The sequence below is a fragment of the Sabulibacter ruber genome, assembly GCF_017355955.1.
GTDB classification, from domain to species: Bacteria; Bacteroidota; Bacteroidia; order Cytophagales; family Hymenobacteraceae; genus Nibribacter; species Nibribacter ruber_A.
Genome location: NZ_JAFFID010000002.1, coordinates 609490 through 631353 on the forward strand (window position 1 = coordinate 609490; position 21864 = coordinate 631353).

General features: G+C 51.5%; 16 protein-coding genes. 13 read left to right on the top strand and 3 right to left on the bottom strand.

Annotated features, from left to right (window positions below; genetic code table 11):
• Positions 1-19: 19 nt before the first annotated feature.
• Positions 20-925, bottom strand: coding sequence for an EamA family transporter (locus JT719_RS13905; RefSeq protein ID WP_207433927.1), 906 nt, complete (start codon positions 923-925; stop codon positions 20-22).
• A gap of 250 nt (positions 926-1175) precedes the next feature.
• On the opposite strand from JT719_RS13905, the gene JT719_RS13910 reads away from it, so the two are divergent.
• Complete coding sequence (locus JT719_RS13910) at positions 1176-3647, top strand: bifunctional UDP-N-acetylmuramoyl-tripeptide:D-alanyl-D-alanine ligase/alanine racemase (RefSeq protein ID WP_207433928.1); 2472 nt, start codon at positions 1176-1178, stop codon at positions 3645-3647.
• A gap of 304 nt (positions 3648-3951) precedes the next feature.
• On the opposite strand, the gene JT719_RS13915 is transcribed toward JT719_RS13910, so the two are convergent.
• Positions 3952-4704, bottom strand: coding sequence for a Bax inhibitor-1/YccA family protein (locus JT719_RS13915; RefSeq protein WP_207433929.1), 753 nt, complete (start codon positions 4702-4704; stop codon positions 3952-3954).
• 150 nt (positions 4705-4854) lie between these two features.
• On the opposite strand from JT719_RS13915, the gene JT719_RS25630 reads away from it, so the two are divergent.
• The 5 genes from JT719_RS25630 to infB all read left to right on the top strand — a co-directional run bounded on the left by JT719_RS25630 (position 4855) and on the right by infB (position 12818).
• The gene (locus JT719_RS25630; protein WP_207434314.1) at positions 4855-5103 is read left to right on the top strand and encodes a FeoA family protein; all 249 of its coding nucleotides are present in this window, start codon (positions 4855-4857) and stop codon (positions 5101-5103) included.
• Between the two features lie 3 nt (positions 5104-5106).
• Positions 5107-7269, top strand: coding sequence for a ferrous iron transport protein B (gene feoB / locus JT719_RS13925; RefSeq protein WP_207433930.1), 2163 nt, complete (start codon positions 5107-5109; stop codon positions 7267-7269).
• A gap of 332 nt (positions 7270-7601) precedes the next feature.
• On the top strand, positions 7602-8075 hold the full coding sequence (locus JT719_RS13930; RefSeq protein ID WP_207433931.1) for a ribosome maturation factor RimP: 474 nt from the start codon (positions 7602-7604) through the stop codon (positions 8073-8075).
• 7 nt (positions 8076-8082) lie between these two features.
• Positions 8083-9336 carry a transcription termination factor NusA gene (gene nusA / locus JT719_RS13935; RefSeq protein ID WP_207433932.1) on the top strand — a complete coding sequence of 418 codons (1254 nt, stop codon included), beginning with the start codon at positions 8083-8085 and terminating at the stop codon, positions 9334-9336.
• Positions 9337-9506: 170 nt separating this feature from the next.
• A complete protein-coding gene (gene infB, locus JT719_RS13940; protein ID WP_207433933.1) occupies positions 9507-12818 on the top strand; it encodes a translation initiation factor IF-2 in 3312 nt (1103 codons plus the stop codon).
• A 232-nt stretch (positions 12819-13050) separates the two neighbouring features.
• On the opposite strand, the gene JT719_RS13945 is transcribed toward infB, so the two are convergent.
• Positions 13051-13449, bottom strand: coding sequence for a hypothetical protein (locus JT719_RS13945; protein WP_207433934.1), 399 nt, complete (start codon positions 13447-13449; stop codon positions 13051-13053).
• Positions 13450-13716: 267 nt separating this feature from the next.
• Here JT719_RS13945 and JT719_RS13950 point away from each other — a divergent pair, with 267 nt between their 5' ends.
• The 7 genes from JT719_RS13950 (at position 13717) to JT719_RS13980 (ending at position 21667) form a co-directional block, all read left to right on the top strand.
• Positions 13717-14499, top strand: a complete 783-nt coding sequence (locus JT719_RS13950; protein ID WP_207433935.1) for an enoyl-CoA hydratase/isomerase family protein — start codon at positions 13717-13719, stop codon at positions 14497-14499.
• A gap of 157 nt (positions 14500-14656) precedes the next feature.
• A complete protein-coding gene (locus JT719_RS13955) occupies positions 14657-16153 on the top strand; it encodes a lipopolysaccharide biosynthesis protein (RefSeq protein WP_207433936.1) in 1497 nt (498 codons plus the stop codon).
• Between the two features lie 19 nt (positions 16154-16172).
• Positions 16173-16619: a dUTP diphosphatase gene (gene dut, locus JT719_RS13960; protein WP_207433937.1), complete on the top strand. Its 447-nt coding sequence runs from the start codon at positions 16173-16175 to the stop codon at positions 16617-16619.
• Positions 16620-16742: 123 nt separating this feature from the next.
• A complete protein-coding gene (locus JT719_RS13965) occupies positions 16743-17750 on the top strand; it encodes a sugar phosphate nucleotidyltransferase (RefSeq protein WP_207433938.1) in 1008 nt (335 codons plus the stop codon).
• A gap of 18 nt (positions 17751-17768) precedes the next feature.
• On the top strand, positions 17769-19526 hold the full coding sequence (locus JT719_RS13970) for a tetratricopeptide repeat protein (protein ID WP_242693249.1): 1758 nt from the start codon (positions 17769-17771) through the stop codon (positions 19524-19526).
• Positions 19519-20280, top strand: a complete 762-nt coding sequence (gene lolB1 / locus JT719_RS13975) for a lipoprotein insertase outer membrane protein LolB1 (RefSeq protein WP_207433939.1) — start codon at positions 19519-19521, stop codon at positions 20278-20280. Before JT719_RS13970 ends, lolB1 begins: the two co-directional genes overlap by 8 nt.
• A gap of 133 nt (positions 20281-20413) precedes the next feature.
• Positions 20414-21667: a murein hydrolase activator EnvC family protein gene (locus tag JT719_RS13980; protein ID WP_242693250.1), complete on the top strand. Its 1254-nt coding sequence runs from the start codon at positions 20414-20416 to the stop codon at positions 21665-21667.
• The last annotated feature ends 197 nt before the right edge of the window (positions 21668-21864 follow it).

Sequence of the window (21864 nt, forward strand, 5' to 3'; positions counted from 1 at the left end):
GTAGTTGGTGTCTGGTGGGTTATGCTGAGGCTGTAGCTTCCTTCTTCTTGCCGATGGGCAGATTATATAAAACCACTGAGGCGAAGATGACGAAGTACGCCAGTATTTTCTGCTCGCTTGCTACTTCCCCAAAATACAGGAAAGCCATGGTAAAGTTGATGATAGGGTTGAGGTACATGAGCACCCCTACGGTGGCAGATTTCAGCTCTTTTAGCGCAAAGAGGTTCAGAAACAGGGGAATCACCGTGAAAAGCCAGCTCAGCAACACAATCTGGCCAATGAAGTGCCCAGTGATAGGCTGCGCGGCTTCTCCTACAAACCATGGGTAACTGGGGCCAATAAACGTAAAAGCCAGCAATAATTGCAAGGTGAGCAGCACTATTTTGTCATACTCTTTCAGCAGGCGCTGCGTGATGAGGTAGAACGCGTAAGAGGCGGCAATCAGCAGGCTGAACAGCAGGTTGTAAATAGAATCAGTACCTACCAGAAGGCAGCTCATCAAACTCAACCCCACCGATAGCCATTGGTTCAGCCGCAGGTGTTCGTGCAAAATCAGAAAGCCCAGGGCTGCGGTTAAGATGGGGCACAGCAGATAAGAGAAAGAGCCGGTCTGGATGTCTACATGGTTTACCACGTAAATGAACGCCAACCAGTTGATGGTGAGCAGCGCACCACCCAGCAACGTGTACAAGATGAACCGGCGCTTTTCAATGGGGCCATGCTCTTTAAATAATTGGATGGTCTGCCGCCATTTCTCCCGCCGGGTGGTGCCGGAAATCAGCAGCAACGTCACCACCGATACCAATATCCTAAAATACAGAATCTGGCTGCTGGGGAAAGCGGTTAAGGCTTTGAGCGGGAAGGGGATAAAGCCCCATATGACAAAGGCACTGATGGCTGCGCCGTGGTACTTGTTGAATTTCACTTCAGAAAAATTTTTAAGAGGGCAAAGGTAGACGTTACGGGCCGCATGGCCTAATACAGAGGAGTTTCTGCCCAAAAACGCAGCTGTTCTGTTTAAGAATAGGCTTAAATGAACTTACAGGCTCCATTTCTGCCCCGTTTTTCCAGAAATAGCCCGAAAATGCCTTCCTGCAACCAAAGGGCTTTGCCGAAAATACAGGGTGCGGGAGTATGTGATCTGTTGTATATTTGACTACCAGTCAAATTAAATCATGTTTACTTTCAAAGAAATTGCGCAGGTTACGGGAGGTATGTTGGTTCAGTGCAAAGGAACGTACCCCGGACAGCACCTGCTCACCGATAGCCGTAAAATTGCCAATGCCGTTTCTTCGGTGTTTTTTGCAATCAGAGGCGAATTCCATGACGGGCACCAATACCTGCCGGAACTCTACCAGGCCGGCGTGCGGCAGTTCATAGTGGAAGATGCCTCGGGCCTGATGGACCTGTCTTCCTACCCCGAGGGGAATTTCCTGCTGGTGAGCAGCAGCGTGCAGGCTATGCAGCGGCTGGCCGCCTATCATAGACGCAAATTCAACATCCCGGTTATCGGGATCACCGGCAGCAACGGCAAGACCATTGTGAAAGAGTGGCTGTCGCAGTTGCTGAGCGTATCAGAGCGGGTGGTGAAAAGCCCAAGGAGCTATAATTCCCAGATTGGCGTGCCGCTCTCTGTGTGGCAGATCAACGAGAGTCATACCATTGGCGTGTTTGAGGCGGGCATTTCCCAGCCCGGCGAGATGGAGCACCTGGCCAGCGTGTTGCAGCCCACCATCGGCGTGTTCACCAACTTGGGTTCAGCGCACGATGAAGGCTTCACAGATCACGCCCAGAAACTGGAAGAAAAACTGAAGCTGTTTGACCACGTGGAAGAACTGATCTACTGCGCTGACCAATCCGAGGTCCACGAGGCCATCAGTAAAGCTGGTCTGCCCACTTTCGCCTGGAGCACCCATGACCACGCAGCGGCGCAGGTAAAGATCAAGGTGCTGGAAATGCACCACGGCAAAACCAAGATCCGGTTTCGGTACGATGGAAAAGGCCAGGACCTGATGCTGCCTTTCGCCGATGAGGCCTCGCTGGAAAACGCTCTTCATTGTTTGGCAACGTTGCTGTACGTGAGCGTGAAGCCCGAAGAACTGCCTTCCCGGTTTGAGCGCCTCCACCCCGTAGCCATGCGTCTGGAGCGCAAAGAAGCCATCAACGGCTGCTACGTCATAGACGATACCTATAATAATGACCTGGCCGGTCTGCGCATCGCCCTGGATGTGCTGGGCCAGCAGGCCCGCCGGGGCCGCAAGACGTTGATTGTTTCTGATCTGCTGGAAGCCGGGGTAGAGGAAAATGCCTTGTACCAACAGGTGGCGCAGGAAATCAAGTCAAGGGGCGTGGACCGCATCATCGGCATCGGGGACATCATCACCCGCCATCAGGACCTTTTCCCCGCGGGCAGCGAGTTTTACCTGGGCACTGATTCTTTCCTGGGCCAGCTCCATCCTGAGCGGTTCCGGCAGGAAACCATTCTGGTGAAAGGAGCGCGCGTGTTCCAGTTTGAGAAGATTGTGACCGCTTTGCAGCAGCAGGTACACGGCACGGTGCTGGAGGTGAACCTGGATGCCCTGGTGCATAACCTTAATTACTACCGCAGCAAAGTGCCCGCCCACACCAAGATCATGGTCATGGTGAAAGCCTTCGCTTACGGAGCCGGATCTTACGAGATCGCTAACCTGCTTCAGTTCCACCGCGTGGATTACCTGGCCGTGGCGTACACCGATGAAGGCGTAGCCCTGCGCGAGAACGGCATCACGCTGCCCATCATGGTCATGAACCCCAGCCCCGACAGCTTCCTGAAAATGCAGCAGTACTCCCTGGAACCCGAGATTTACTCGCCAGATCTGCTGCACCGGTTTTTAGACTATTTCCCGGAAGATAGCCCCGAAACGCCGCGCATTCACCTCAAGCTGGATACCGGCATGCACCGCCTCGGGTTTGATGCCGTTGAGCTGGAAGAAGCCCTGGCAGTGCTCACGCAAGTGCCGCACGTGCGGGTAGAAAGCGTGTTCAGTCACCTGGCAGGGGCCGATGAAGCCCTGTACAATGATTTCACACAGGAGCAGATTGCCAGGTTCAAAAGCATGTCGGCGCGGGTGGAGCAGGAACTGGGTTATACGGTTGTCAAACACATCCTCAACTCGGCGGGCATCATCCGGTTTGGGCAGGAGCAGGCCTTTGACATGGTGCGGCTGGGCATTGGCTTGTACGGCGTGGAATCCTCTGGCTCGGAGCAAAGCGCCCTGCAAACCGTGGGACAGCTGAAAACCACCGTTTCTCAGGTGAAATCCATAAAAGCGGGCGAAACCGTGGGCTACAGTAGGCGGGGCGTAGCCACTTCTGATAAGCAGACCGCTACCATTGCCATTGGCTACGCCGATGGGTATGACCGCCGTTTCGGGAACGGAGCCGGCGAGGTGCTCATCAACGGCCAACGCGCGCCCATCATCGGGAACGTGTGCATGGACATGTGCATGGTAGACGTGACGGGGCTAGACGTGCGGGCCGGCGACGAGGTGCTTATCTTCGGGCAGGAACTTCCGCTCACAGAACTGGCTTCCCGCATCGGGACCATACCGTATGAACTGCTTACCAACGTGAGCACGCGGGTGAAGCGGGTATTCTTCAATGAGTGAGTTTGTGATTGAGAGAATGAGTGAATAGATAAACCATTTTACGTTTTGAAGGTATTTTCCTAAAACTGGCTTAAAAACAGCATGAAAAAAGCCCCGGCAAGTGCCGGGGCTTTTCTATGTCAATCATATTGATTAGTCTTTCTTGATGCAGTTAGGCACTTTCTTGCCGTCTTTGTCCTTCATGCCGGCTTGTTCATAGCCTTTCCAGCACGGATCTTCTTTTTTCTGGTCTTTCTTGGTCTTTGGCATGATCGTAAATGGTTGATTTATAATCTTTACGGATGCCAACCCCTGCTGTTGCCGGTTAGTCGCGGCTGTACAGTTTAGAAAGCAGACGCAGGATCTCCACGTACAGCCAAATCAGCGTGACAACCAGACCGAAGGCAGCGTACCACTCCATGGTTTTAGGAGCGCCGTGGGCCACACCCTGCTCAATGGTATCAAAGTCCAGAATCAGGTTCATGGCGGCTAAAATCACCACAAACACGCTGAAGATGATGCCCGCCGTGCCGCTGCTATGGATCAACGCCATTTCTACGCCGAAGAACTGCAGCACAAACGCCGCCATGTAGTAGCAGAAAATCCCGAAGGTAGCGGTAATGATGATGGACTTGAACCGATCTGTGGCCCTGATCACGCGGGTGCTGTACAACAGCAACATGCCCCCGAACACGGTAAAGGTTAGCAGCATGGCCTGGTTTGCGATGCCCGGGAACTTCATTTCCAGAATACCGGAAACTCCGCCCAGGAACAGTCCTTGCAGCGCACAGTAAATAGGTGCCACGTACGGTGCCAGGTGTTTCTTGAACGTGATCAGGAACGCCAGGGCCACGCCCACCAACGGAATAGAAATCAGAAAAGGCAGGGGAACGCCCATAAGGCTAAACAGATCCCACGCAAACACCGCGAAAACCACTACAATGCCCACTAGCAAAGCAGTCTTGCCAATGGTGCCGTTCAGGGTCATCGGCTTGGCGTCTGCTAAGGTCTGCGGCAGCGCCGCCTGGGTAAAGGCCTCCTCTTTGAGGGTAGGGTTGTTTGAAGTGAATAGTGACATATTTTTTATTGATTTTACGAAATATACCCAAAAAACGCTGGTTTTACAACAAAAAACGTGCAGGTTCCCCCTTGAAGAGGCAAAACATCCTGATCTTTTTGGAATCAAACGGAACACCTTGTACCTTGCGACTGTTTATAACAAGTCTAAATAAAGCAAAGACAGGTGCAACAGGAACAAAAAAGTGTGCGGGATTTGAAGATAGGGGAGAAGGGCATTATTTGTTGTTTAACTGACCCCGAAATGTCTTTGAAACTGCTGGAGATGGGCTGTATTCCCGGTGAAGAGGTGAAACTCAACAGCCGTGCCCCGCTTGGCGACCCCATTACTATTATTGTGAACGATTACACCCTTTCTTTGCGTTTAGACGAAGCTGCTACCATCAAGTTAAAGGCTTAGTCTATGTTTGAAGTTCTTGCGCCGGCCCCCGCCTCCGTTCCTCATACCTCCTCCGTTTCTTCCTCCCGCAAGGTGGCCAAAGTGGCTCTTATCGGGAACCCAAACTCGGGGAAATCATCGTTGTTCAACCATTTAACCGGACTGAACCAAAAGGTAGGGAACTTCCCGGGCGTCACCGTCGACAAGAAAACCGGTATCAGCCAACTCACTCCTAACTTAAAGGCGCAGGTTATTGACCTGCCCGGTACTTACAGCCTTTATCCCAAATCACTAGACGAAAAGGTCATCATTGACCTGCTCCATGATAAAAAGTCGGCGTCTTACCCAGACGTGCTCATCATCACCGCCGATGCCTCTAACTTAAAGCGCAATCTTCTGCTGTTTACCCAACTCGCTGATCTCAAGATTCCGGCGGTATTGGCCCTGAACATGCTGGACGTGGCCGAGAAGCACGGCGTGAAGATTGACGTAGCCGAGCTGCAAAAGCAATTGGGCGTGCCGGTGATTCCGGTGAATGCCCGTACCGGCAGTGGCTTGGCGGCGCTTAAGATTGTGCTTTCGCAGGAACTGGAGAAGCCCAAAAGCTCCTTCTTCCAGGTGGCAGATGAATTGCTGGCCATGGTGCGCCAGATCCGGTACTACTTTGAACTGAGCAACGATTACCTGGCCTGGCACTACGCCCATCAATACCAGAAGCTCTCTTTCCTGTCTGAAGACGACAAGGAATACATTGGCGAGCTGGTCAAGAAATACAATTTCCATTCCAACGCACTGCAAGCCAGCGAGACCATTGACCGGTACGCCCGCATCAATGAGTTGCTGCTGGACACCATGCGCGTGACCCGCGCCGAGAACAACGAGCAGGTCAGCAACAAGATTGACCAGATTCTCACGCATAAGATCTTCGGGTACCTGATTTTCTTCGGGGTACTGTTCGTTATCTTTCAGGCTATTTTCGCGTGGGCCAGCTACCCCATGGACATGATTGACCTGGGTATTGCCTCGCTCAACAACTGGATTCATTCCCAGGCCGAGGGACCGCTGGTAGATCTGCTCACCGAAGGCATTCTGGCCGGTTTGGGCGGTGTGCTCATGTTTGTGCCCCAGATTGCCATTTTGTTTGCGTTTATCGCCATTCTGGAGGAGACTGGCTACATGGCCCGTGTCACGTTCCTGATGGATAAAATTATGCGCAAGTTCGGGTTGAACGGGAAAAGCGTGGTGCCGTTGATCTCAGGCGTAGCGTGTGCCGTTCCGGCCATCATGGCTACCCGCACCATTGACAACTGGAAAGATCGCATGATCACCATCTTCGTGACGCCGCTCATGAGCTGCTCGGCGCGTCTGCCTATCTACACGGTCATGATCGCGCTGGTGGTGCCGGAGAGATATTTATTGGGCTTTCTGAGCTTGCAGGGGCTGGTGCTCATGGGCTTGTACCTCATCGGGTTTGTGGCGGCCATCGTGTCGGCGGCGTTGCTCAAGTGGGTGCTCAAAACCAAGGAGCGCAGCTACTTCATTATGGAATTCCCCACCTACAAGATGCCGCGCTGGAAGAACGTGGGCCTCACCATTGTGGAGAAGGTGAAAGCGTTTGTGTTCCAGGCAGGTAAGGTGATTCTGGCTATCTCGGTTATTCTGTGGGTGCTTTCTTCGTACGGTCCGGGCGAGGCGGTGCAGCAAGCCGAGGAACGCGCCACGTCAGAGATTGCTGCCCTGCAACTGAACGAAGCCGATAGCGAGGCCCACATAGCCGGTCAGAAACTGGAAGCCTCTTACGCCGGGCAGTTCGGGAAATTCATTGAGCCGGCCATCCGTCCGCTGGGCTATGACTGGAAAGTGGGCATTGCGTTGTTGACCTCTTTTGCCGCCCGTGAGGTGTTTGTGGGGACCATCTCCACCATCTACAGCGTAGGCGATTCTGAGAATATTTCCACCGTAAAAGAAAAACTGTTGGCCGAGAAAGACGCCAACGGGCAACCATTCTTCACCCCAGCACGTGCTTTCTCGCTGCTCATTTTCTACGTCTTTGCCATGCAGTGTATGAGCACTATTGCGGTGGTGTACCGTGAGACCAAAGGCTGGAAATGGCCAATTCTGCAGTTGATCTATATGACCGGCCTGGCGTACGCCTCGGCGTTCCTGGTCTTTCGGTTGTTTTCTTAAATAAATCGTCCTTCGTTTCAGGCCTGTTTTCTCAAGAACAGGCCTGAAACGTTTTCAAACAATCTTTGGTGGAAGGCTAAAATTCAATATTCATATATTGAACTATCCCCGCATGTCATTGGTTAATTCATAGGCGGGAACTCTGTAAAGATTTCTGTCAGAAGATTCCTAAACCAGGAGTTTTCTCCCTTAGATTTTATTTTAAAATAACTTAAAACGCACTAAATACGCTGTTGCTTGTGTTTCAGTGGATTTATTTATAAATTTGTGCGATTAAAGTGAAATGGAGGGGACGCGAGAGTCCCCCTTTTTATTTGTTACCCAGATTGCGAATGGCTTTAGAGGAAAAAGTAATTGAGGAATTTGCGCAGGCAGCTTTGCCAGAACCAGACCTGTTCATTGTGAGCGTAAAGGTGTCTGATACGCCAGTGCGACCCAAAGTAACCATCCTCGCCGACGGTGACCAAGGCATCAGCATTGACCAGTGCGCGCAGATAAGCCGCCGGGTATCCAAGAGAATTGAAGATACTTACGGAGAGGAGATCTCTTACGTGATAGAAGTGTCCTCGCCGGGGGTGGATTTCCCGCTTACCTCAGAGCGGCATTACAGAAAGAACTTAGGACGCACCGTGAAGCTCACCTTTGCAGGTGGCGTAGAGAAAACCGGTGAGATCAGAGACGTGCTGGAAGACGGCATCCTGTTCGCCGAGGAAGTAAAACAAAAGCATAAGAAAGCGTTGCTGGAGCCCGTTCACGTGGCCTACAGTGATATTGTGAAAGCGCAGATTGTAATCTCTTTTAAATAAGAAAGACATGGATAGTTCAGTATTGATCGAGTCGTTTGCGGAGTTCGCTAAATTCAAGAACATTGACCGCCCTACCATGATGCGGATCTTGGAAGACGTGTTCCGCACCATGATTCGGAAGAAATGGTCTACTGATGAAAATTTTGACATCATCCTGAACGTAGAGAAAGGCGATCTTGAGATTTGGCGTAACCGCGAAATTGTAGACGATAACTCAGAGGATATCTGGGATGATGATAAAATAAGCCTTTCTGAGGCCCGTAAAATTGAGCCAGATTTTGAAGTAGGCGAAGAAGTATCTGAACTGATCAAGTTAGAGGACTTCGGTCGCCGTGCCGTATTAACTGCCCGCCAGACCCTGATTCAGCGTGTGAAAGACCTGGAGAAAGACCTGCTGTACCAGAAATACAAAGACCAGGTAGGCGAGATCATTTCCGGTGAGGTGTATCAGGTATGGAACCGTGAGGTATTGATTCTGGACTCTGAGGAAAACGAATTGCTTATCCCTAAAAACGAGCAGATCCCCAAAGACCGCTACCGCAAAGGCGATGTGGTGAGAGCAGTTGTTCAGCGCGTTGAGATCACTAACGGTAATCCTAAAATCATTCTTTCCCGTACTTCTCCGCAATTCCTGGAGCGCCTGTTTGAAAACGAGGTTCCTGAGATTGCCGATGGCCTGATCACCATCAAGAAGATTGTACGTGAGCCAGGCGAGCGCGCCAAAGTAGCCGTGGAGTCTTACGATGACCGTATTGACCCGGTAGGTGCCTGCGTGGGCATGAAAGGTTCCCGTATCCATACCATCGTGCGTGAGCTGGAGAACGAGAACATTGACGTGATCAACTACACAGACAACATGGAGCTGTACATCCAGCGGGCGCTGAGCCCTGCCAAGATCAGCAGCATCAAGATAAACGAAGAAACGGGCCGCGCCTCTGTGTTCCTGAAGCCAGACCAGGTTTCCCTGGCCATTGGTAAAGGAGGTCAGAACATTAAACTTGCCAGCAAGTTAGTTGGTTTAGAGATTGACGTGTTCCGTGAAACCGAAGAGTTTGAAGAAGATATCAACCTGGAAGAATTCTCAGATGAGATTGAAAGCTGGGTTATTGACGAACTGAAGCGCATTGGTCTGGACACAGCCCGCAGCGTAATGGCCGTCAGCAAGGAAGATTTGGTGCGCCGCACAGAGCTTGAAGAAGAGACTGTGGAAGACTTGCTCCAGATCATCCGCCAAGAGTTTGATTCAGAAGAAAACAACTAGTGGTGCGCTTTATGTGCCGGGTTATTTGACCTTACCGGAGGGTGGGTGCCGTTTATGGCCTATTTTCCGGAAATCAGGACAAAAACGCGAAGTCGTTAAGGCCACCCCATCCTTTTTAATGAGTAAGAAACAAGTAACTACTAAAGTAAAATAAAACAGCATATTTGAACATGTCAGAAGAAAGAACGATGAGGCTTAAACAGGTAGCAACCACCTTGAACATCAGTATTTCCACTGTAGTGGAATTCCTGGGTAAAAAAGGGGTTGAGATCGAGAATAAACCTACTTCAAAAATTACCCCGGAGCAGTTCAATATGCTGTCGAAAGAATTTGCCTCTTCAATGCAGGCTAAGGCTGAGGCGGCGGAACTGAACATCGGGAAAAAGCCGCATGCGGAGCCTGAGCGTCCAGAGCCTAAGAAGCAGCCTGAGCCGGAACAAGAGATATTTATCCGCTCAAACCAGGTGAGATCACAGGGAGAGCCGCAGCGTACAGCTACGCCAACTCCTGCTCCTGTGGCGGCGGAAGCAACCCAAAAGCCCGCAGGTGGAAGCTCTTTGCCGGGTATCAAAATCCTGGGCAAAATTGACCTGGATGCCAAAGGCCGTCCAATTCCTAAGGCAGCGCCGGCTCCTGCTGCGCAAGCACCAGTAGCACCAGCTGCTCAGGCACCAGCTCCGGCACCTGCTAAACCGGCAGAAACACCGGCGCCTGCGCCAATACCTGCACCAGTTGTAACAACACCAGCTCCGGCGGCAGTACCAGCTTCTGCACCAGCGCCAGCTCCGGTTGCCCAAGCTCCGGTGCAAGCGAAAGCCCCTGAAGCTCCTGCCGTGACTGAAAGACCAGCTGCTCCGGTGCAGCCACAGGCTTCAGCACCAGTTGCTTTAACACCAGCTCCTGCTCCTGCTAAACCAGCAGAAGCGCCAGCTCCAACTTCGACTCCGGCTCCTTCGTCAGCTCCAACCCCGGCTCCGGCTCCGGTTGCTGAAACACCTAAGCCACAGGAAGCGCCTAAGCCTGCTCCGGCAGCACCTGCAGCACCAGTTCCCATGGTGGCTACGCCGGCAGAAAAACCTGCTGAACCAGCAGCTCCGACTCCTGAGCAAGGCACTATCAAGGCACAGGCAGATCAGCTGAAAGGCTTGACTGTACTTGGCAAGATTGAATTACCGGTGAGCGGTGGCCGTGGCAAAGGTGGTAAACCAGTGGCTTCTTCAGATGAGCGTCGTCGTGGAAACCAACCTGGCGGTGGTCAGGGCCAAGGTCAGGGACAAAACCAAGGCGGTGGAGATAAGAAAAAACGCAAGCGCATTGAAGTGCCTAGAACGGGTGCCCAAGGTGCTGGCGGAAACAATAACACTAATAACAACAATCAGCCGCAGCCTAACCGTGCCGGCGAAAGAGGCGGTGGAAACCGTCCGTTAGGAACCGGTCAGGCCGCTAATCGTCCGGGTGGCGGAAACCAACAGCATGGTGGACCGCGTCCGGGTGGCGGAGGTCATCATCAAGGACAGCGTCCGGGTGGCGGTGGCGGTAATCGTCCGGCACCGGCAGCTCCGCGGGCTGAATTAACGGATAAAGAAATCCAGGATCAGATTAAGGCTACTCTGGCCCGCTTGAGCGGCGGTAAAGGAAACCAGGGTAACCGTGCCAAGTACCGCCGTGAGAAGCGTTCTGCCGTGGCTGAGGCTGCCGATGAGCGTAGATTACAGGAGCAGCTGGAATCTAAGATTCTGCGCGTGACAGAGTTCGTGTCAGCTAATGACCTGGCGGCTCTGATGGACGTGAGCGTGAACGACGTGATCAAGACCTGTATGAACCTGGGTATGTTCGTGTCTATCAACCAACGTCTGGATGCAGAAGCCATCACCATCATTGCCGATGAGTTTGGCTATGATGTTCAGTTTGCTTCTGCTGAAGAAGAAGAGAACATTGGAGTAGAAGAGGTAGATTCAGAGGAGGATCTGGAGCCACGTGCGCCAATCGTTACCATCATGGGTCACGTTGACCACGGTAAGACTTCCTTGCTTGACTACATTCGTCGTTCTAAGGTAACTGCCGGTGAGGCCGGGGGTATTACCCAGCACATTGGGGCGTACCAGGTTACAACCGGAGATGGCAAGAACATCACGTTCCTGGATACTCCTGGTCACGAAGCCTTTACCGCAATGCGTGCCCGTGGTGCCAAAGTAACCGACGTGGTAATTATTGTGGTAGCCGCTGACGATAGCGTAATGCCTCAGACAAAAGAGGCGTTGAACCACGCACAAGCCGCTGGCTCACCTATTGTAATTGCCATTAACAAAGTAGATAAACCTACCGCTAACCCAGACAAGATCCGTGAGGAACTTGCCCAGTTGAACGTACTGGTAGAAGAGTGGGGTGGTAAATACCAAAGCCAGGAAATCTCGGCTAAAACAGGTCAAGGCATTGACGAACTACTTGAAAAAGTATTGCTGGAAGCCGAATTACTGGAACTGAGAGCGAACCCAGACCGCAGAGCAGTAGGTACTGTAATTGAAGCTGCCTTGGACAAAGGCCGTGGTTACGTAGCTACCGTGCTGGTACAGAACGGTACCCTGGAAGTTGGGGACGTAATGGTAGCCGGTTCGCACTATGGTCGTGTGAAAGCCATGACCGATGTGTTGGGCAAACGCCACAAGAAAGCCGGGCCGTCTACACCAATCCAGGTGTTGGGTCTGGACGGAGCGCCGCAGGCGGGTGATAAATTCGTGGTAATGGAGACGGAGCGCGAAGCCCGTGAGATTGCCGGCAGCCGTCAGCAGTTGCAGCGTGAGCAGAGCATGCGTACCAAGAAGCACATCACCCTGGATGAGATCGGTCGCCGTCTGGCTATCGGTACCTTCAAGGAGCTGAACGTGATTGTACGCGGTGACGTGGATGGTTCCGTGGAAGCGCTTTCTGACTCTTTATTGAAACTGTCCACCGAAGAGGTACAGGTGAATATCCTGTCCAAAGGTGTGGGGCAGATCTCCGAGTCAGACGTTCTGTTGGCTTCTGCCTCAGATGCGATCATCATCGGTTTCCAGGTTCGTCCGTCGGCCAACGCCCGCAGACTGGCAGAGAACGAGCAGATCGACATCCGTCTGTACTCTATCATCTACAACGCCATCAACGAGGTGAAAGACGCCATGGAAGGTATGTTGGCGCCAACCGTACAGGAAGTGGTAGTAGCCAACGTAGAAGTACGCGAGGTGTTCAAGATTTCCAAAGTGGGTACTATTGCCGGCTGTATGGTCACCGATGGTACCATCACACGGAACTCGAAAATCCGGGTGGTGCGCGATGGTATCGTGGTACACTCCGGCGAAATCCTGGCCCTGAAACGCTTCAAAGACGATGCTTCAGAGGTTCGCCAAGGTTACGAGTGCGGTATCAGCATCAAAAACTTCAACGATCTGAACGTAGGTGACGTAATTGAAGCGTATGAAGAGCGTGAAGTAAAACGGACGCTGTAATCTGCGAAAGAAATAGTATAAAATAGCTTGTAAAAGAAGGCCCCATCTGAAAAGGTGGGGCTTTTGTTTTTTTGCCATATTTCCCAAAGAAGGTGTTTTCGGGCTCTTTCTTTGAAAGAGAGGCAGAAACGGGAGAGGCAGTGCCGTCTCTTGAACCCAACAAAGCCACATAAAAGCAAAGGCCCTTCCATCTACATGGAAAGGCCTTTGCTTTTATGTTCTAAGAGGCTTGTTAGAAAAACAAGAACTTACGGTTACGCTTTTTCAGGCTTTGCTGGTAGAGTTTGCCGTCTGGGTTGTCCTTGTCAATCAGGCGTTTTGATTTGCGCTGCTTTACCTTGGGTGATTTAACCTTGTTCTTGTAGCTTCCCAAAGAAAAACCACCTCTTCCGTTTTCATATTTGTTATCGGGCATGGAGTAGCGCGGTCCGCTGTAAAAACCACCACTGGTTTTAGCTTCTGCAATGGCTTTCTGCCGATCAAGGAGCATTTTCCGGTCTACGTTAGCACTTGCCGACTGGCCTTTCTTTATACCATCCGGTCCGCGGCGGCTAGCTTCGCGCTTCTGTTTGCGGGGCTTCTGAGCCATGGCCTCAGCGGGCGTGCTAGCGCCTAGCACTAGCACAGACATGGCAAATACAACATATCTGAAGAAATTGACCATCATGAACAGGGAAGAGAAATTGGAATTTGAACTGTAACGTGGGATACAGCTTAACTGTTCCTTTTATCCGAACTTAAATTGAGTAAAAATATTATACTTTCCTAAGCTTACGGGCAAATAATATGCCATTTGAGAGTATTTTTCTGGGGTGAGCCCAAGAGAGAATAATCTGTGGGTATTTCTTTATATTTGCCCCTCTTATTTCTAAAAAAACTGACCTCTAGAAAATAGAACATGACCCAATACAACAACCTTCTGCTGGAGAACAAGGGCGGCATCATGGTGATTACGGTGAACAGACCTAACAAGATGAATGCCCTTAACATTGAGACAGTGAAGGAACTAAATACCGCCATGCAGGAGGTGTATGATGATCCGGAAGTGCGCGGAGTGATTTTGACGGGAAGCGGCGAGAAGGCGTTTGTGGCTGGGGCAGACATAGCGGAGATTGCTGAGCTGAACGAGGTGAACGGCAGACGCTTTGCGGAGCGGGGACAGGACGTGTTTTCTATGATTGAAGAAAGCCCCAAACCCGTGATTGCCGCGGTAAACGGATTTGCCTTAGGCGGAGGGTGTGAGTTGGCCATGGCTTGCCACATCAGAGTCGCCAGTGAGAACGCGCGTTTCGGGCAGCCGGAGGTGAACCTGGGCATTATACCCGGGTACGGCGGTACCCAGCGCCTCACGCAGTTAGTAGGCAAAGGCCGCGCCATGGAACTCATGATGACAGGCGATATGATCTCGGCGGCCGAGGCCAAAGAGTACGGTTTGGTGAACCATGTCACCGCACCCGAGGGACTTATGGAGAAGTGCCTGGAGATCATGCAGAAGATTGTAGCCAAAGCTCCTTTGGCGGTAGGCATGATCGTGGACTGCGTAAACGCCTGGTATGATAAAGAGGAAAACGGTTATCAGACTGAGGCCAATTCGTTCAGCCGCTGCTGCGGGTCAGATGACTTCAAAGAAGGCACTGCGGCGTTTTTAGAGAAGCGCAAACCTGTGTTCAAAGGCGAGTAGTGGTTCACCACCTCTCACATTAAACGCTATCCTTAACAAAATACCTGCTCCCGTTTTAGGCCCGGTTTCTAGAAAACAGGCTTGAAACGGGAGCAGACGTAAATACCGGGTTGCTTAACAAAGCAGCCTCAGATGTAAATCACCCGATTAGCCAACTATGAGTATCGCAAAAAAACTGCTGGGGCAAACGGCGGCGTATGGCTTGAGCAGCATTGTGGGGCGGGCCCTGAACTACCTGTTGGTGCCCCTTTATACAGGAATATTCGCCCGGGAAGAATATGCGGTGGTGACCAAACTGTACGCCATTGTCGCTTTTCTGAACATTGTGTATACCTATGGCATGGAAACGGCCTTTTTCAGGTATGCGAATAAACCAGGGGCCGACAGAAAGGACCTCTACAACAAAGTACAAAGCCTGGTTATCACCACCAGCCTTACGTTTACAGGTCTTTTGCTGGTGTTCAATTCCTCTGTTGCTGCGTCCTTAGGCTATGCCGGTAAGGAGGAGTACATTACCTGGTTGGCCATCACTATGGCTGTAGACGCCATAACCGCCATTCCGTTTGCCCGTCTGCGGTTAGAGAACAAGGCTGCCCAGTTTGCCATCATCCGCCTGTCCAACATTTTTCTGGTGATAGGCGGTAATCTTTTCTTCCTGCTTTTCTGCCGGCATGTGTACGAAGGGGAATATTTGCCGGAGTTACGTCCACTGGTGGAAGCCATTTATGATCCTAACTTGGGCGTAGGCTACATTTTTGTGGTGAACATGGTGGCCAACTTGTTGTTCATTCCCATGCTGTGGAAACAATTTGCAGACTTCCGGTTCAAGTTTTCCCTGGACGAGATGCGCCCCATGCTGGTGTATGCTTTCCCTATCCTGATCATGGGACTGGCGGGTGCCACCAATGAAATGCTCTCCCGTCTGATGTTGGAAGACTGGTTGCCGGAGGGGTTCTATCAGGGAATGACCAATGAACAGGCCCTGGGTGTTTTTGGGGCCAATTACAAACTGGCTATCATGATGAGCCTCATGATTCAGGCCTTCCGGTATTCGGCGGAGCCGTTTTTCTTTTCGCAGTCACAAGACAAGAACTCCCCGGCTACCTTTGCGGTGGTCATGCGCTGGTTTGTCATTGTCTGCGCCTTGGCCTATTTAGGCATTAGTGCCAATCTGGACATTTTTCAGCATTTCATCGGAAAACCATACCGCACCGGTTTGGAGATTGTGCCGGTGCTTCTGCTGGCCTATCTTTTCAATGGCGTTTATTACAACCTTACCGTTTGGTTCAAACTCACCGATAAGACCCAATACGGTACGTACATCACCATCTTCGGCGCTATCGTGACGGTAGTGGCAAACTTTGTCCTTATTCCGGTGCTGGGCTACATGGGTAGTGCTATTGCGGCTTTCCTTTGCTACTTTACTATGTCGGTGGTTTGCTATGCCATTGGGCAGAAGTATTTTCCGGTGCCGTATCCTATTAAGGCCATTTTTGGGTACCTTCTGCTGGCTACCGGGCTTATCTGGCTAGCCAATGTGGTGGAGATGGAGAACTTCTGGCTGCGGCAAGCCTACCACCTAGCGCTCTGTCTTGTGTTTGTGGCGGTGGTCTGGGTTGTAGAGAAACCGGGCCTGCGACGGATAAATAGTTAATTTTGTATATTAGCTTCCTATGAATACCACCCTTCCAGTTAAAGTCATCAATTTGGGCAAGCATCCGCTGCCGGCTTACGCCACAGAACACTCCGCTGGGTTAGACCTGCGGGCCAATCTGGAGGCGCCGGTTACCCTGAAACCCCTGCAGCGTACGCTTATCCCTACGGGTTTGAGCATTGAATTGCCCGAAGGCCACGAGGCCCAAATCAGGCCCCGCAGCGGACTTGCCTTCAAGCACGGCATTTCCATTGTCAACAGCCCCGGCACCATTGATGCCGATTACCGTGGCGAGATAAAGGTTCTGCTGGTAAACCTCTCAGACACCGATTTTGTGGTCGAAGACGGCGAACGCATCGCCCAGATGGTGGTAGCCAGATATGAGCGCGTGGCTTGGGAAGCCGTGGAGGAACTGTCAGAGACCCACCGGGGAGCGGGCGGATACGGCAGTACCGGTAAAAATTAAATTTTATATCTTCAGTTTTTACTCTATTTTCGAAAAAATAGGCTTAAAGCGGGAAACGCCTATATCTTAATTGGCGAAAAACCGTAGGTAGGCCATACTTAAGCAACCTATTCAAAAGACACTATGAGAATTATTGTACCAATGGCCGGCATGGGCAAGCGCATGCGTCCTCACACCCTTACTGTTCCTAAGCCTCTTGTACCTATTGCAGGAAAACCAATTGTGCAGCGTTTGGTGGAAGACATTGCTAAGGTGTGCCAGGAACCCATTGAAGAAGTAGCCTTTATCATAGGTAACTTCGGGAAAGAAGTGGAGGCCAAACTATTGAAGATTGCCGAGTCTGTTGGTGCCGTTGGCTCTATCCACTACCAGGACCAGCCTCTTGGAACGGCTCATGCCATTCTGTGTGCCAAAGACGCGCTGAAAGGCAATGTGGTGGTAGCGTTTGCTGATACCCTGTTCAAAGCCGATTTCAAACTGGATACTTCTGCCGAGGGAACCATCTGGGTACAGAAAGTAGAAGACCCGCGTCCGTTTGGGGTGGTGAAGCTGAACGAGCAAGGCCACATCACTGAATTTGTGGAAAAACCACAGGAGTTTGTGTCTGACCTGGCTATCATTGGTATCTACTACTTCAAAGACGGCGAGTACCTGCGTGATGAGCTGCAGTATCTGCTGGATAACGACATCAAAGACAAAGGCGAGTACCAGATCACCAACGCGCTGGAGAACATGAAGAGCAAAGGTTCTGTGTTCATCCCGGGCCAGATCTCTGAGTGGCTTGACTGCGGAAACAAAGATTCTACCGTGTACACCAACCAGCGTTACCTGGAGTACATCAAAGACGAAGAAGGTTTGGTAGCCAGCTCGGCCCAGTTAACCAACTCCGTGATTATTCCGCCGGTTTATGTGGGAGAAAACGTGGTGCTGAACAATTCAGTGGTAGGTCCGCACGTTTCTATCGGAAACAACACGCAGGTATCTGGCTCGGTGATCAGCAACAGCATTGTACAGGAGAGCAGCAAAGTAAATAATGCCCTGATCTCCAACTCAATGGTAGGGAACTTCGTTGTATATGAGGGCGTTCCATCTGACCTGAGCTTAGGTGACTACAACGTCCTGCGTGGCTAGTCAGGAAATTTTATTTTTATGCTGAAAAGAGGACTCACGATAGTGGCCGCTTTGTGCGGGATGGTGGTGGCGAGTGAGCAAAGCTTTGCCCAGTCTGAGCGCAAAAAAGAGAAGCAGAATTTAGCCGAGTCAACCGGTATGCCTTCTCTCACGCTTAGCCCGCAGGAGCAGCAGCTTAGTGAGTCCTATTTTCTGGAAGGCATGAAGTTTTTCGTGCTGGAAGAATACAACAAAGCATTAGACCGTTTTCAGCGGGCTTATGCCATTAGCCCGGCTAATGCCGCGGTCAACTACAAACTGGCCGAAACCAGCCTGCTGCTGGGCAATGTACGGGGCGCCTTGCCCTTCTCTAAAGCCGCTCTGGAGTTAGATCCCTCCAACCCTTATTACCATCTGCTGCTGGCCCAGATATACACCAATCAGCAGCAGTATGATGACGCCATCAAAGTCTACGCCCGGCTTACCCAGGAACTGCCGCATACAGAGCAGTACCTTTTCAACTTGACAGACCTCTATCTGGCCAAAAACAGGTTAGACGATGCCCTGCGCACTTTAAGCCAGATTGAAGAGAAATACGGCTTAATTGAGGAAATCTCGTTTAAAAAGCAGCAGATTTATCTAAAGCAGAACAAGCTGGAGCAGGCTCTGAAAGAAGGGGAGAACCTGATTGCCTCCAACCCCGAAGAAGCCCGTTACCTGTTGGCGCAGGCAGAAATATTAGCCGCTAACAAGAAAATTGCCGATGCCATCAAAGTAGCCGAGCAGGCTTTGAAAGTAGCCCCAGATAATGCCTACGGCCGCCTGATGCTGGCAGACTTGCTGCAGCAGCAAGGCAAAACCGCCGAGGCCGATGCCCAACTGGAGTTAGCCTTCGGGAATCCTTCGCTGGACATAGATTCCAAGGTGAAAATTCTGGTAGACTACATCCGTCGTTTACCAAACGAGAAGGTGGCGGCTCAAGCCATTAAACTGGCGGAACTCACCACTAGGGCGCACCCCAGGGAAGCCAAAGCCTTTGCCGTAGCCGGTGACATTTACGTGAACGCAGAGCGCAAACTGCCCGCCCGCGATAGTTACCTGAAAGCAGTAGCCCTTGACCCCGGCCATTACAAAATCTGGCAGCAGATTGTGGTGCTGGACGGCGAAATGAACCAGAACGATTCTCTGATTGCACACTCTGAGCGGGCGCTGGAGTTCTTCCCTAACCAGCCTATGTTCTGGTTCTACAACGGAACGGCGCACCTCATCAACAAGAATTATCCTAAGGCGGTTAAGTCTTTGGAATACGGCCGGCGTTTGTCTGCCACCAACCCAGATCTGCAATTACAGTTCAACCTGCAGTTAGGAGACGCCTACCACTCCATGGAGCAATTTGCTCTGTCAGACCAGGCTTATGAAGCCGTGCTGGCGCTGGACCCTAACAACCCGCATGCACTCAACAATTACAGCTATTTCTTGTCTATCAGAGGGCAAAATCTATTTAAAGCGAAAGCCATGGCTGGTACATTGGTTGCGCAGCACCCAGATAATCCCACGTATCTTGACACATACGCCTGGGTGCTGTACAAACTGAAAGAATACCAGGAGGCGAAACGCTTGCTGGAAAAAGCCGTAGCTGTCTCTTCAGATGCCACAATCATTGAACACTACGGCGATGTGCTTTACCAGCTGGGGCAGCGGGATTTAGCATTGAAGCAGTGGGTGCGCGCCAACCAGGTGGGGGGCGCCTCTGAGGGCATCAGCAAGAAGATCAAAGACAAGAAACTATATGAATAGCATCAAATACATCTACGCCTTTGGGTTGAGTTTACTGGTACTTGCCGGCTGTCAGAAGAAAGCTACTCCGGGCGCTTCCACCTCCACGGCACCAGAGACCCTGAACAAGGTAAGCGTAGTGAATACAGATTACACCTACTTCACCGCCAAAGGCAAGGTACAGAGTGAGAACAGTAAGCTCAGTGCCAACCTTACCCTGCGCATGAAGAAAGACGAAGTAATCTGGGCTTCAGTGCAGGCGTTGGGCTTTGAGGCGGCCCGCCTGAAGGTAACGCCAGACTCTGTGTATGTAGTAAACCGCCTGAAAGATGAGTACCTGGTAGGTTCTTATGACATGCTCCGGCAGCGGTTCAACGTAGACGTGGATTTCAAAACGTTGCAGGAAATCATCATCGGGAACTTTGTGCCCGGTGACCCTAAACGGGAGAAACTGGAGCAAGATGGTCCTATGCAGCACTTGCGTACCCTGCGCTCCAATCTGCAGATAGACCAGTACGTAGATACCACCCGCTACAAATTGAAACGGGCCGAGGTGCGTAACCTGCAGACCAAAGACTACATGAGTGTAGATTACCAGGAGTTTGAGGACGTGAACGGCAAACCGTTTGCCATGGCCTTGTTGCTTTCTATTCAGCAGCCCGAGGGGAACGCCGCCAAAACCAACGTAGTAGCGGTGAAGCACAGACAGGTTTCCACGTCTGAGACTTCCCTGGATTTCCCTTTTTCTGTACCTTCGAACTATGAACGTAAATAGGGCGGGGCTACTTTCAGTTTTCTTATTCTTTTTCTTGATTGGGTTGAATTCTGCAGAGGCGCAGCAGAAGAAAACTACCCGTACCACTTCCAGAACGTCAGCAAAAAAGGCGCCTGTCAAAAGTAAAGCGCAGTTGGAGCGCGAAAAAAATGCGAACCTCAAGCGCATTCAGGAAGCCAACCGCATATTGGCGCAAACCGCGCAGAAGAAACAGGCTTCTCTGGGTCAGTTGAATGTGATCAAAGAGAAGATAAATGTTCAGAAAGGTGTTATCAAAAACATTTCCTCTGAGATAGTTTACCTGAACCGGGATCTGCGCACCACAGAGGAAAAGGTGGCCCAGGCGCAATCAGACCTGCAGCGTCTTAAAAGGGAATACGCCCGCCTGATCTACGCTGCCTCTAAAACGGCTAACAGCTACAACAAACTCATGTTTCTGTTTGCCTCTGATTCTTTTAACCAGATGATGCGGCGCATGCGCTACCTGCGGCATTACACCGAGGCCCGGAAACAACAGGCCGCCGCCATTGAATCTGTCCAACAAAACCTAAGCAGCCAGCTGAACACGCTCACGTCACAGAAGCAGCAGAAGAAAAGCCTCTTGAACGTGCAGCTGAAGGAAAACCAGAACCTGGTTTCCATGCACGACCAGCAGGACCAGGTAATCCAGCAGCTGAGCTTGCAGGAGCAGTCTTTGAAGCAGGAAGTGGAGCAGCGCCAAAAAGCGGTTCGTCAATTGGATAAACTGATTGCGGCCATCGTACGGGAGGAAATTGCCAGAGCTGCCCGTGCTGCCGAAGCGGCCGCCAGAGCCAAAGCCGCGCGGGAGGCAGCCGCCAGAGCCGCCGCTGCAAAAGCCGGAAAACCCGCTCCTGAAACGGCTACCGGTGCTGCGGAGAGTGCCCCTGCTAGAGCTAAAACCACCGTTTCCCGCACCGATAGGGTGACACTTACCCCCGAAGCAGCGGCTTTATCTTCTAACTTCGCCAACAACAAGGGACGTTTCTCCTGGCCCGTAGAGCGTGGGTTTATCTCGCAGCGCTTCGGGCGGCAGGCACACCCGGTGCTGAAAGGCGTAGTGGTAGAGAACCGCGGTATTGACATCCAGACCGGAGCCAACGAGAAAGTTAGGGCTATTTTCGGCGGCAAAGTGCTGGCGGTGCATACCATTCCGGGTATGAATAACATTGTGATGGTGCAGCACGGCGAGTACTTCACGGTGTACGCCAAACTGCGCTCGGTGAGCGTGACCGAAGGCCAGGAAATCACCACGAAACAAACCATAGGCACGGTATACACCGATGCCGAGGGGACCTCTGAACTTCAGTTCCAGATCTGGAAAAACCAAACCAACCTTAACCCACAAGGCTGGTTGCTGCCTAAATAAGAAAAGGTGTTTCGAGCCCGATTTCTGAAAATTGGGCCTGAAACACCTTTCAATTAGATTGATCCATTAGGGATAATTCCTGTAGTTGCCCTTCCTCTTCATGAGGTGACCAGCGCAGTTTGCGTTGTTGGTGAGAACACCAACAACGGCGGAGTTTCTGCTTAGGAGTTGCTTTTTAAACAGAAACTTCAATTTGG